This is a genomic window from Syntrophomonas erecta subsp. sporosyntropha, from assembly GCF_055395365.1.
In genome coordinates this window covers 1,138,490-1,150,288 of sequence record NZ_AP042459.1, presented here as the reverse complement: position 1 = coordinate 1,150,288, position 11,799 = coordinate 1,138,490, and the positions used below count along the sequence as shown (strand labels likewise).

The 11,799-nt window shown below is 44.8% G+C and carries 17 protein-coding genes, 1 tRNA gene and 1 pseudogene; 17 read left to right on the top strand and 2 right to left on the bottom strand.

All coding sequences use genetic code 11. The features are described 5' to 3' along the window. Nucleotides 1–168: 168 nt before the first annotated feature. Both ACZ5Q0_RS05590 and ACZ5Q0_RS05585 read left to right on the top strand, forming a co-directional pair. Complete coding sequence (locus tag ACZ5Q0_RS05590; protein ID WP_447182845.1) at nt 169–1,449, top strand: adenylosuccinate synthase; 1,281 nt, start codon at nt 169–171, stop codon at nt 1,447–1,449. A gap of 149 nt (nt 1,450–1,598) precedes the next feature. After that, nucleotides 1,599–1,673: transfer RNA gene (locus ACZ5Q0_RS05585), tRNA-Val, on the top strand. Between the two features lie 127 nt (nt 1,674–1,800). Here the strand turns inward: ACZ5Q0_RS05585 and ACZ5Q0_RS05580 are convergent. Both ACZ5Q0_RS05580 and ACZ5Q0_RS05575 read right to left on the bottom strand, forming a co-directional pair. Further along, on the bottom strand, nt 1,801–3,048 hold the full coding sequence (locus ACZ5Q0_RS05580; RefSeq protein ID WP_447182844.1) for a site-specific integrase: 1,248 nt from the start codon (nt 3,046–3,048) through the stop codon (nt 1,801–1,803). 13 nt (nt 3,049–3,061) lie between these two features. Continuing rightward, nucleotides 3,062–4,003 (bottom strand): S24 family peptidase, encoded by a 942-nt coding sequence (locus tag ACZ5Q0_RS05575; protein WP_447182843.1) that lies wholly within the window; start codon nt 4,001–4,003, stop codon nt 3,062–3,064. A gap of 190 nt (nt 4,004–4,193) precedes the next feature. Here ACZ5Q0_RS05575 and ACZ5Q0_RS05570 point away from each other — a divergent pair, with 190 nt between their 5' ends. From ACZ5Q0_RS05570 to ACZ5Q0_RS05500, 15 genes and pseudogenes are all read left to right on the top strand, one after another. Further along, on the top strand, nt 4,194–4,394 hold the full coding sequence (locus tag ACZ5Q0_RS05570) for a helix-turn-helix domain-containing protein (RefSeq protein WP_447182842.1): 201 nt from the start codon (nt 4,194–4,196) through the stop codon (nt 4,392–4,394). A 31-nt stretch (nt 4,395–4,425) separates the two neighbouring features. Further along, nucleotides 4,426–4,650: a helix-turn-helix domain-containing protein gene (locus ACZ5Q0_RS05565; RefSeq protein WP_447182841.1), complete on the top strand. Its 225-nt coding sequence runs from the start codon at nt 4,426–4,428 to the stop codon at nt 4,648–4,650. 7 nt (nt 4,651–4,657) lie between these two features. After that, nucleotides 4,658–4,828, top strand: a complete 171-nt coding sequence (locus ACZ5Q0_RS05560; protein ID WP_447182840.1) for a hypothetical protein — start codon at nt 4,658–4,660, stop codon at nt 4,826–4,828. A gap of 206 nt (nt 4,829–5,034) precedes the next feature. Beyond that, nucleotides 5,035–5,214 carry a hypothetical protein gene (locus ACZ5Q0_RS05555; RefSeq protein ID WP_447182839.1) on the top strand — a complete coding sequence of 60 codons (180 nt, stop codon included), beginning with the start codon at nt 5,035–5,037 and terminating at the stop codon, nt 5,212–5,214. Continuing rightward, complete coding sequence (locus ACZ5Q0_RS05550) at nt 5,201–5,398, top strand: hypothetical protein (protein WP_447182838.1); 198 nt, start codon at nt 5,201–5,203, stop codon at nt 5,396–5,398. Before ACZ5Q0_RS05555 ends, ACZ5Q0_RS05550 begins: the two co-directional genes overlap by 14 nt. 259 nt (nt 5,399–5,657) lie before the next feature. After that, nucleotides 5,658–5,861, top strand: coding sequence for a hypothetical protein (locus ACZ5Q0_RS05545; RefSeq protein ID WP_447182837.1), 204 nt, complete (start codon nt 5,658–5,660; stop codon nt 5,859–5,861). Next, nucleotides 5,862–6,200: a DUF551 domain-containing protein gene (locus ACZ5Q0_RS05540; protein ID WP_447182836.1), complete on the top strand. Its 339-nt coding sequence runs from the start codon at nt 5,862–5,864 to the stop codon at nt 6,198–6,200. Between the two features lie 2 nt (nt 6,201–6,202). Further along, complete coding sequence (locus ACZ5Q0_RS05535) at nt 6,203–6,451, top strand: hypothetical protein (RefSeq protein ID WP_447182835.1); 249 nt, start codon at nt 6,203–6,205, stop codon at nt 6,449–6,451. Beyond that, nucleotides 6,441–6,665, top strand: a complete 225-nt coding sequence (locus ACZ5Q0_RS05530; protein ID WP_447182834.1) for a hypothetical protein — start codon at nt 6,441–6,443, stop codon at nt 6,663–6,665. The genes ACZ5Q0_RS05535 and ACZ5Q0_RS05530 overlap by 11 nt, the downstream gene beginning before the upstream one ends. Before the next feature lie 128 nt (nt 6,666–6,793). After that, nucleotides 6,794–7,066, top strand: a pseudogene (locus ACZ5Q0_RS05525) (3D domain-containing protein); the annotation flags it as partial. Further along, nucleotides 7,067–7,663, top strand: a complete 597-nt coding sequence (locus ACZ5Q0_RS05520; RefSeq protein ID WP_447182833.1) for a hypothetical protein — start codon at nt 7,067–7,069, stop codon at nt 7,661–7,663. A 2-nt stretch (nt 7,664–7,665) separates the two neighbouring features. After that, the gene (locus ACZ5Q0_RS05515) at nt 7,666–8,052 is read left to right on the top strand and encodes a hypothetical protein (RefSeq protein ID WP_447182832.1); all 387 of its coding nucleotides are present in this window, start codon (nt 7,666–7,668) and stop codon (nt 8,050–8,052) included. Then, the gene (locus ACZ5Q0_RS05510) at nt 8,052–9,224 is read left to right on the top strand and encodes a DUF2800 domain-containing protein (RefSeq protein WP_447182831.1); all 1,173 of its coding nucleotides are present in this window, start codon (nt 8,052–8,054) and stop codon (nt 9,222–9,224) included. Before ACZ5Q0_RS05515 ends, ACZ5Q0_RS05510 begins: the two co-directional genes overlap by 1 nt. A gap of 17 nt (nt 9,225–9,241) precedes the next feature. Next, nucleotides 9,242–9,811, top strand: coding sequence for a DUF2815 family protein (locus ACZ5Q0_RS05505; RefSeq protein ID WP_447182830.1), 570 nt, complete (start codon nt 9,242–9,244; stop codon nt 9,809–9,811). Between the two features lie 4 nt (nt 9,812–9,815). After that, nucleotides 9,816–11,795 (top strand): DNA polymerase, encoded by a 1,980-nt coding sequence (locus tag ACZ5Q0_RS05500; RefSeq protein ID WP_447182829.1) that lies wholly within the window; start codon nt 9,816–9,818, stop codon nt 11,793–11,795. Nucleotides 11,796–11,799: the final 4 nt, after the last annotated feature.

The window sequence follows — 11,799 nt, the reverse complement described above, 5'->3', positions numbered from 1 at the left end:
ATTGGGCATTTAAGGAAGGAATGATTCATCAGTTGGTAGTAGACACTATATTCAGGTATAAAAAAATAATGAAATAGTGTTCAGAGGGATTGACTTGTTTTGGAACTTCTTGCTAATATTATTTTGCTAAAAATTAATTGTATTTTAAAGAAAACAGGGGGTGGACAGATGGCTGCCGTGGTACTAATAGGCGCTCAATGGGGAGATGAAGGAAAAGGGAAAATAACCGATTTCCTGGCTGAGAAAGCCGATTGTGTGGTTAGGTATCAGGGAGGAAGCAATGCCGGGCATACAGTAGAAGTAAAAAATGAGAAGTTTATGCTTCATTTAATTCCTTCCGGAATTCTTAATCCAGACACCCTTTGTATTATTGGCAATGGTGTAGTTGTGGACATGCAGGAAGTTATTGAAGAGATTAAAGGATTACAAAAACGGGGAATAGATACTGCTAATTTAAGGATTAGCCTGCGTGCCCCGTTGGTTATCCCTTATCACAAAAAAATTGATGCGGTAGAGGATCGCAGCAGCCGGATAGGTACTACTCAAAGAGGAATTGGACCGGCCTATGCTGATAAAATTAACCGCACCGGATTTAGGATCTGCGATTTACTGGCTGACCGGAACTTTTTTAAAGAGCAATTTAAAAGGCAGGTAGAAAATAAAAACTGGATACTGGAAGAATTATACGGGGAAACCGGTTTTAATCCTCAGGAACTGCTGGCACAACTTATGAATCAGGTGGAGGTTTTGCGGCCTTACCTGGCAGATACCTCTTATCTGGTTTATAGGGCTATTCAGGAAGGCCATAAAGTTCTTTTTGAAGGCGCCCAGGGGACTTTATTAGATATCGATCATGGCACTTACCCTTATGTCACCTCTTCTTCTGCTACTGCCGGAGGAGCCTGTACCGGGGTAGGAATTGGCCCGACCAGCATTAACCGGGTGCTGGGGGTGGTTAAAGCTTATACTACCCGGGTGGGGGAAGGGCCTTTCCCTACCGAGCTCCATGACAATGTAGGGATACTTTTACGAGAACGGGGAGCTGAATTCGGAACTACCACCGGTCGTACCAGAAGGTGTGGATGGCTAGATGCCGTTATTTTGCGTTATGCTGCCCGGATTAATGGTTTGACTGATTTAGCCATTACCAAACTGGATGTATTAGATTCCTTGCCAACCGTAAAGATCTGCGTAGCCTATCGTTATAAAGGGACGCTTATTTATGAGTTTCCGGAAAGCGGTAGCATTCTTAAACAGTGTGAGCCGGAATATTTGGAACTAGCAGGTTGGCAGCAGGATCTGAGTAAGATCACAGCTTATGAGAAGTTACCAGCCCAAGCCCGGGCTTATGTTGAAAAAATAGAGGAGTTAACCGGGATAAAACAGGCTTTGATTGCAGTAGGGCCCCAGCGGAAGCAGACTATTATCACTCGAACCGTATTTGATTAAAAGTGAGAAATATTCATAATTACGTTCGGTTTTCCAGGACATGTTTTCCGGGTTTAAAGGCTTTATATGGATAAATTCAATTCTGGTTATCCTAACGGATGATCTTGAATCTGAGTGACAAAGTGGTATAATGTTCAATGTTAGAATAAGGGCGCATAACTCAGCGGGAGAGTGCTACCTTCACACGGTAGAAGTCGCAGGTTCGAAACCTGCTGCGCCCACCATAAGAAGTAAGTAATAGCGAGGCTTTGAAGGCCTCGCTATTTTTATGGGTAAGGGCAAAAAACACGCTTGCCCATAAAATTGCCCACAAAGAGGGCAAAAATAAAAGCTACTAAAGCCTATTTAGGGTCATTCAGAAGCAGTTTTTTCTTTTTTGCGGTAAATGTTCACAGGTTGGCCTAACAGATCAGGAACAATGTTTTCTAAATCGAATATGTTATTAGCTTTGTTTGCTACTTCCCGTAATGCTTCTGCATCCAGATCATCATAATCTAAAGTCATGGTTTTTGTAGAGTGTCCGGCATTATTTGATACAGTTCCTAAATCCACACCGGCCTTTAGTAGTTGTGTAATATTAGTGTGCCGTAACCCGTGAAAAGTAAGGTTTTTAGGAAGATTGTTATCCTCTTTAAACTTCGCAAACCATCCTGTAACACTATTGGGGTGCATCGGTTTGCCATTCCACTGGGTGAACAGAAGATCATTATCGACCACTTCTCCATGCACTTCTATTTTATCCATCCATTTGTCACCGCACTTTTCGCGCTGTTTGTTCCTAGCGGCTATCATCTCTTTAAGTAAGGGAACCAGGGGTGTGGGGAAAGGAATTACTCTTTTACTTGTCTCTGTTTTAGGAGCATTTAAAGATATTCTGCCGCCCGGCATATGCCCGGACGCTTTATCGATTGTTATCGTGCAATTTTCTAGGTCTAGGGTGCTGTCACCAATGCCCAATATTTCCCCTCGCCTCTCTCCGGTTGTAGCACCGAGCAAAGTAATACATTTCCATTTCAAAGATTCTTTTGCTAACGCCCGCAGCATTTCACGAGCCGGGTCTTTGTCGATACTCGCTTTTTTCCTTTTTGGTATTTTGGGAGGCTTAACTTTAGAGCAGGGGTTATCTTCTATCTCTTCTAATTCAACCGCAAAAGTAAACATAGAGGAAAGAATATGAAAATATTTTTGGATTGTGGCGGGGGCTAGCCCTCCTGGTTTACCGTCTTTTCTTATTCCATCCTCTTTTAGGTTATCTAAAAAATCGTAAATATTAACCGGCTTTACCTTATTTATTTTCATATCTCCGAAAACAGGGAGAATGCGATCATTGATATATATCTTATATATCTCCTTAGTTTTTTCGGACAAATCAGAATTATCCCGCAGGAATCGTACTGAAAGCTGCTTGACCGTCATTTTAGTGGGCTTTTTAAACTTGCCTTTATCCATCTCAGCTATGAAAGCAGCTAAGGCTCTTTCGGCCTTAGTATCGTTCGGCGCTTGAATTGTTTTGTAATTTCCTCTATATCGAAGCTCATAGGAGTCTTTGCCGCGCTTGCGATAGGATCCAGCCGCTCGTCTGGGCTTCTGTTCTGTCATATACCATCCCTCCTTACTTCTTTTTTCTTCTTAGCTCTACAACCACACCGAGTATAATTACAGGTAAACTCTCTACTTCCTTGTTAGAAAATCTCTTTTTGCCGTACATTGGGTTAATAGCTTCCAGCTCAATCCCATCCTTAAGCCGGTGTACTCTTTTTAGTGTTGCATCGGTACCGTTAATTATCACCGCACAATCGTCCCCTGAGTCACAAGTTTGTTGTTTACGAATTATTACAGTATCTCCCTCCAGGTATTCCGGATACATGCTATCACCTTTAACTTTAAGACCGAAGTGCTCCCTATCGCCGTTCAGCCAATCCACAGGGATCTCCTCCCAGCCGATAATATCTTCAATTGCTTCTATAGATACTCCCGCAGGAATAGAGCCAAGTACCGGGATAAGGCACTCATTTTGCTTTTTCTTGCCATAATCATTCAAGACTTCTCTAATTACAAAAGAGGCTTCATAAACAGATCCTGACTCTTCTATTTTATTAAAATCTATTAAAGCGCTAGTTTTAGAACCACCATAAACTGGAGGTTCCTGGCGTGCGAGTGCAGCTCGAAGTTTGCTACCCGGCAATTCAAGTACTTTAGCTATTTTAGATATCCAGATATATCCTATTTCATCTTCCTCATCCCAGGGTACAAAAGTATCTAAATTTTGAAGCCAATACGGAGATACGCCTGATTTTTCCCCTAACTCTTCTAGGGTCATTCCGATCTCTTCAAGTCTTTCCTCAATAATACTGCTAGCAGATTCGCCAGTTAGACGATCTACTGATATACCTAATGCATGAGCTATTTTTTCAAGAATTTCCAAATCAGCTTTTCTTTTTCCGTTTTCAAGTTTGCTTATTGTCGATTGCGAAATACCCGTTAACTTACTTAGTTCAGTAGTTGATAACCCCTTTTTTTCGCGGAATTTTCTAACTCTATCCTGTACTTCCATGTTCGTCCCCCCTCCTATGCTATTTCAAAAGAGAATAGCTTTTTCTTAGCTTAATTCCAAAATAGAATATAGTCAAGCTTTTGCGAGGTAATCGAAAAAATGTGCGTATATTTTACAAAACCTATTCCAAAACAGAATAGACATAATACTAGGGCCAGTCTATTATGGAATAACCGAGGAGGTGAGAACGGTGTCAATCGCGCTAGGGAGGAAGATTAAGAGCATTAGGCAGAGTCAAGATATGAGTCAGCAAGAACTAGCTGATCGACTCGAATACCTAAATCAGTCTCAAGTATCAAAGATCGAAAACGGAGATCGAAAAGCTACCGCTCAGGATTTGATCGGGATTGCTAAAGCCTTAGGGGTATCAGTAAATGAACTAATAAATTAATACAATACATACAAAAAGGAGGGGACAAGCTATGCCGCGTCACATGCTAGACGCCCAGGAGGCCGCAGACTATCTAAAAATCTCTTACTGGACCCTGCTTAACCAAGCTAAAAAAGGCCTTATACCCTGTGTCCGTGTGGGCCGTCGGGTACTATTCAGCCAGGAAGGACTGGATGCCTGGATTGCCGACCAAGAGGCTAAGAGCGTTCAGCCGGAGCCAGAACAGCAGTATGGAGTACTCAGAAAGATTAAGTAGAGAGGAGGTGACCAACATCGGCAAAGGCGCAAGAATCCGAAATCAGCGAGAGGAGGGAACCGATCGGCGGAATACCTTGGTTACCAAGGAGACAGGCCCAGCCAGGATGGCTAACCCGGCCAATGCGGGGAAGGCCAGACGATCACAAAAAGAAAAAGCCCGCATTAAAGCGGACTAAGAAATTTTACACCCTCATTATAACATAAGCTGCCCTGACCGCAAGTCCCCCGATATGCGCGGCAGGGCGGCACTCTCCCCTTAATACAGGGGACAAACCATCAAGGCCGCAAGCTCAGAGGCGAGCAATTCCGGGAGCATACCGGAGGAGGGCCAGGTTCAAGTCCGGCAGCGGCCTCCATTTATACCTGAGAGGAGAAATGTAAATTGAAAACGTGGGAAGTCAAATACCGGCTTTGGAAACGTGCCCGTAGATCTGACCGGACAATAAAAGTACAAGCTAAAAACGCAATAGCTGCAGCTGAGATAGTAGCATTGCGAATCTGGAAATGCCCGTTTCACATCGTTTCGATTTTTGAGGAGGTGGCTAGTGATGGGCAGAACTAAGACCCGCCGCTACCGCAACTGGCGGAAACAAATGCGCAAGCGCGGCCAACGACCTCCCCGGAAAAGCTACACCTGGGGCTACATGAGCCCTGGACGATTAGTAGCTTATGCTGACCCGGAGCCGGAACCGCAAAAGAAGAAAACACCGGAAGAAAAATTATCACCGAGCCAAAAAAACTACTAAGTCGATAAGGAGGTAAAGCTGGATGCCCAATGAGATGAAACCTTGCCCATTTTGCGGCAGCGAAGCAGTAGAGATAACAGAGAACAAGGCGCAGGGCTACTTTCGAAGAAATAGCCTATGCGCTGATAGAGAACTCATACTGCGATATTTGCGCTTATGAGGACCGCGGGTTATGCACGTTTGATGCGAGCACAGAAGGGATTAGCTACTATGAGGCCTGCTATAACGCCGCAATCGCGTGGCTACAGGAGGAAGCGAAATGAAAGATTACACGTGCTTGTTCTGCGAGGACATATACACAGACCAAGACTTAGCCAGCCTAAAGGAAATAGGGGAGAAGTATCACCTTGAAGCAGAACTGTTTGTTTGCCCCGATTGCTACGACGATTTAAGGCGGCTCCCGCTAGAGGAGCAACTGAAAGCCCTACTGCTAGGTAGCGAATACGAGTGGGAGGAAGAATAAATGGGAAGATGGATAGAAGTTAAAAAAGAACTGCCCGTAAACGGGCAAGAAGTATTAATCTATTATTTTGATAGGGATTTTGGCATTCATCAAATGTCTATAGTTACTTATTTTAAAAGGGGCGCTGTTATGGATACGGCAATTCCTAATAAATATGATATGCCGGAAAAAAATTTATTAGACGCCTTGTTTAACCCAGAAAATGAAATAAAAGCACCGCAAGACGGATTTTACATCTACGATAGTGCGGGAAGTGAGGAATCCGGATTCAGGAAGCACGCCGATATAATTACACATTGGTTGCCATTACCGGAACCCCCGGAGAAGGCGAGGGGATAGGCGTGAGAATAACTCAACACTACTGGAATCAGCACAAAGTCCGGCCGGCCAGCAAGTCTAACCGGCCCCGGCGCATCGCGCGGGAAGAACCACACATAGGGGGGACCTCTCACACGGCGCGTGAGCGGGAGCAGTTACGCAAGATGGAAAAGACTATGGACGGTATTGGGTGGACAGCCCTTATCTTGGCAGAACTTGTTAGTTTACTAGTTATTTATGTTCAGTGCAGCAGGTATTTCTATGGCTGGTAAGGAGGGGAGAGCCTTGCGTATTAAATGTATTTCCTGCCGATTTGCCAAAGTAGATAAAGCCGCAAGCGAAAAAAATTGGACAGCGTATGAGTGCGGTAATTCTGAAAGCGAATACTATAGAGCTTTATTAAATGTAACACCCAATGGCGACAAGAATACCCGGATATCGTGGTCAGGGTGTGCTTATGGCGAAAGAAAGAACCGCAGCTTATGAGTAGATTAGTACCCTCTATCGCTATAGCCCTGGTACTAATCCTGACCTCCCCGGCCGCAGCAATAGCACCGGTCACATTCCCGGTCAAAGTGCAGGAGTACCAGAAACCAGAGCCAGAGCCAGAGCCAAAGATCGTCACCTTTGAGGCCACAGCCTACACCTGGACAGGCAACCGCACAGCGACAGGCACATGGCCCGAGGAAGGTATAGTGGCGGTTGACCCAGAGGTAATACCTTTAGGTACACAGCTTTATGTGGAGGGTTACGGGCCGGCCATAGCAGCTGATACAGGCAGTGCTATAAAAGGTAATCGGATCGACCTATATATGAGCACAGACGCAGAATGTTGGGAATTCGGAAGACGAGAAGTACGGGTGAGAGAAATTAAGGAGGATAAGTAAATGTTCTTAAACATAAACAGGTTTTCTAAGCTGACAAAAGAAGCCTATAAATTCAGGCTGATGATAGCTGAAATAGAGAATCATACTGTAATATCTTCAAGCACGTGGCTGGTAAGTATTGAGAATGAGTTTGTACCAAACAAAGTTAAAGCCTTAATAATGGAATTAGCAGGCTGTTTGCCTGAGCCTAATAAGGTTTATAAAATCGATAAAAGTCTCGATGCCCCTGAGGATGTTACAAATCAATATTTAATCCCAATGACACGGCTTATTGAAAATGCTGATAAAGCAGATATAAAATTCATACCCACCCCTATTATCAATGATAAATACTCACCTATTCGGTTACTGCAAAATGCAAAGACCGCCCAAATTATGGCTGTACCTGAAGATCATTATCAAATGGTAGATAAAAACTGTATTAATTATGAAATCGAGGGAGAGCCGACGGGACCTTGTTCTACCGCAGATAATAGGGCCCCGTTCTATTGGTATAACAGTATTGGACTTATAATGATCGTCCCCGCGAAATTTGCGGATACAGGTATATCAGAAGCCTTAGCAACCGTCGATTTCAACGAAAAGGAGGACTTATAAATATGGATATCACGATTAAGATAGAAGCCCCGGCACTGGTAGATGCCGTAAACGCGCTGGCTGTAGCACTAGCCGGGAACATAGAACTGTTGTTAGATGGGCCAGGTGCAAGGGCAAGTGTTACCGAAACAGCAAAAAACGTTACTAACAAGGCTGAAACTGTTACCAAAACCGCAAAAAATGTTACTGACGATGCTAAAACCGAAACTAAAACGGCCAAGGCCCCTACCTTTACACTTGGCCAGGTCCGGGCAAAACTCGCTGACCTGGCCAGATCGGGGAAACAAGCTGAGGTAAAAGCTCTGCTGGGTAAGTTTGGGGTTAAGAAGCTAACCGAAGTCCCCGCTGAAAAATACCCAGAACTGATGAAAGAAGCGGAGGCGATATAGTGAGCCACGCTTTACTATCAGCCTCCGGATCCGCACGCTGGATGGCCTGCCCACCCAGTGCAAGGTTGGAGGAACAATTCCCTGAACAAACAAGTGCATATGCAGAAGAAGGTACTTTTACCCACGCCCTGGCTGAGTTAAAGCTCAGCCGGGCTATAGCAAATACTATAAAACCTAGTACCTTCAAAAAACGCCTGGCTGAGATGAAAAAAAACCCATTGTATTCTCCAGCTATGGAGGAATATGTAGATCAATATGTTACCCAGGTGTCGGAAATTTTTATGTCCGCAAAAAAGAAGTGCAAGGATACCCTGGCGCTGTTAGAGCAGCGCTTAGATTTCTCCGAATGGGTACCCGGTGGTTTTGGTACCGGAGACGTTGTAATTATATCTGATGGGGTGCTAGAGGTCATAGATCTTAAATATGGAAAAGGTGTACCGGTATCAGCTGAAGGGAATAGCCAGACCCGGCTTTATGGTTTAGGAGCTATCTCTACCTTCGACATGCTTTATGAATTTGACACGGTTCGCATGACCATTATTCAGCCTAGACTTGACAGCACTTCCACAGAGGAAATGCCCGTCGAAAATCTACTATTATGGGCTGAAAATGAATTAGCACCTAAAGCTCAATTAGCCGATGCCGGAAAAGGTGATTTTGAGGCTGGCAGCCATTGCCGGTTCTGTAGAGCTAGAGCCACCTGCAAAGCAAGAGCTGATTATAATCTGGAGTTGGCCAAATATGACTTTCAGGAGTCTTTATTACTATCTGATGAAGAAATAGCTGAGGTACTAGCCAAAGCTGACCAGCTGAAGGCCTGGGCATCAGATGTTGAAACTTATGCCCTGGAACAGGCCAGGGATCATGGCATTAAGTACCCAGGCTGGAAACTAGTAGAGGGACGTAGTAATAGGAAGTATACGGATGAGAAAGCTGTAGCTGAGACTCTTACTAAAGCCGGTTACCAAAAAGTTAAAATTTATAAACCTCAAGAGTTGCTTGGCATCACAGCTATGGAAAAGGAAATAGGCAAAAAGAAATTCGGAGAACTGTTATCTGACCTGGTTATGAAACCAGCTGGTAAGCCTGTGCTGGTGCCCGAGGCAGATAAACGGCCGGAAATTAATTCCCTGCAGTCAGCAATAGATGATTTCAGCGAAGCCGCTATTTAAGAGAGGAGAATGTATAAATGAGTAAAACCACAACCAACCAGACCACAAAAGTTATCACCGGAAAGGTACGTCTTTCCTACGCCCACCTGTTTAAACCTGTTGCACTTTCAGAAGATCAGGACCCGAAGTATTCAGTTTGCCTACTTATCCCGAAGTCCGATAAAACCACCTTGAAGAAAATAAAGGCTGCAATTGACGCCGCAAAGCAATCTGGGTCCTCACTCTGGGGTGGCAAAGTGCCCAGTAATTTAAAATTACCTCTCAGAGATGGTGACGAAGAGCGTTCAGATCAGCCTGAATATGAAGGGATGTATTTTGTTAATGCCTCTAGTAAAACTGCACCTGGCGTAGTTGATAAAGACGTGCAGCCTATCCTGGACAGTACTGAAGTTTATTCCGGCTGCTGGGCCCGGGCATCTGTAAACTTCTATCCGTTTAACAAAGCCGGCAATAGAGGTATAGCCTGCGGCCTAAATAACATACAAAAAATAGCTGACGGTGATTATCTCGGCGGCCGTAGCCGGGCAGAAGATGATTTTGAGCCTATAGAAGATGATGCTGATGACTTCGATGACTTTTTAGGGTAGGGGTATGACTGCTTTAGGAATAGATATTGAGACATACAGCGATATAGACCTTAAAAAATCAGGCGTATACCGTTATGCCGAATCGGAGAACTTTCGGGTTCTCCTTTTCGGATACGCCTATGACGATGAGCCGGTTAAAGTGATTGACCTGGCCCAGGGGGAAGAAATTCCCCGCATGGTATGGGAAGATCTCTTTGACCCGGCTATTACTAAAACTGCTTTTAACGCTAATTTTGAGCGAGTATGCCTTGCTAAACATTTCGGCCAGGCTATGCCGCCTGAACAGTGGCAGTGCACTATGGTGCATGCTCTTACCTTGGGGCTGCCTATGTCTCTTGCTGATGTAGGCAAGGCCCTAAACTTAACCGTTGATAAACAAAAAATGAGTGAAGGTAAAGCTCTAATACGTTATTTTTGCACACCTCAGAAGCGTAGAAAATCACAGCAAACTACACTTTTCGGGGAAAAACCTGAAAACTACAATCGGAACCTACCTGAACATAACCCTGAAAAGTGGGAAATGTTCAAAACCTACTGCACTCAGGACGTTGAAACAGAGCGCACAATACGACAAACCTTAGAAAAATACCCGATAAGTAAAGCTGAACACCAGCTCTGGTGCCTGGACCAAATAATGAACGATTATGGGGTACTGGTAGATACCCAGATGGTTAAACATGCTATAAAGTGCTCATCTAACCACCAGCGGAAGCTGGAAGAAGAAGCTATCCAGTTAACCGGCTTAGATAATCCAAAAAGCGTATCACAAATTAAGAAGTGGCTTAAGGACGCTGAGGGACTGGAAGTGGAGAGCCTGAATAAAGCTGCCATACCTGGACTGCTTAAAAAGACTGAGAGTAATACTGTTAGGCGGGTGCTGGAGCTGAGACAAGAACTATCTAAAACCAGTATTAAAAAATATGAGGCTATGGAGCGCTCCAAATGTTCAGACAACCGGATCCGGGGACTGTTTCAATTTTACGGTGCAAACCGATCCGGGAGGTGGGCCGGCCGCCTGGTACAGGTGCAGAACCTGCCGCAAAATCACCTGAAGGACCTGGGCCTTGCCCGGCAGCTGCTGAGAAGTGGAGAGTACGAAACCATTGAAATGCTTTTCGGGAACGTGCCGGATACACTCTCTCAACTATTACGGACGGCGCTTATTGCCGGTGAAGGAAACAAATTCGTAGTATCAGACTTCTCAGCGATTGAAGCCCGGATCATAGCCTGGATGGCGGATGAGGAATGGAGAATGGAAGTGTTCCGGACGCACGGCAAGATCTATGAAGCATCAGCCTCCCAGATGTTTAAGGTACCGATTGAGGAAATCACTAAAGGCAGCCCACTCCGGCAAAAGGGGAAAATAGCTGAACTGGCTCTGGGTTATGGCGGCAGTGTTGGGGCACTAACAAATATGGGCGCCCTTAAAATGGGCCTGGAGGAATCTGAGTTAAAACCACTGGTAAATGTGTGGCGCGAAACCAACCAGAAAATTACTCAGCTCTGGTGGGATGTAGAGGAGGCGGCCATGACTGCAATAGTAGAAAAAACCTCAGTGCCGCTGCATCACAGATTAAAGTTTACCTACGAATCCGGAATCTTATTTATCACTCTGCCCTCTGGCCGCAATCTGGCCTATGTGAGGCCACGAATTGAGAATGATGTGCGATTCAATAAACCCACTATTACTTATGAAGGCTACGAACAAGGTAAGTGGACCAGGTTAAAAACATACGGACCTAAACTGGTAGAGAACATTGTCCAGGCTACTGCCCGGGATTGCCTGGCTGAAGCTATGCTGAGGCTGGATGAACAGGGTTTTAGAATAGTGATGCACGTACATGATGAGGTGGTTATAGAAGCTCCAGAGGGTGATGATTGCCTAGAAGAGGTTTGCAGAATTATGGGCCAGCCACTTGATTGGGCCCCAGGACTACCTCTACCAGCTGACGGATATGAGACTTATTACTATATGAAGGATTGATGAG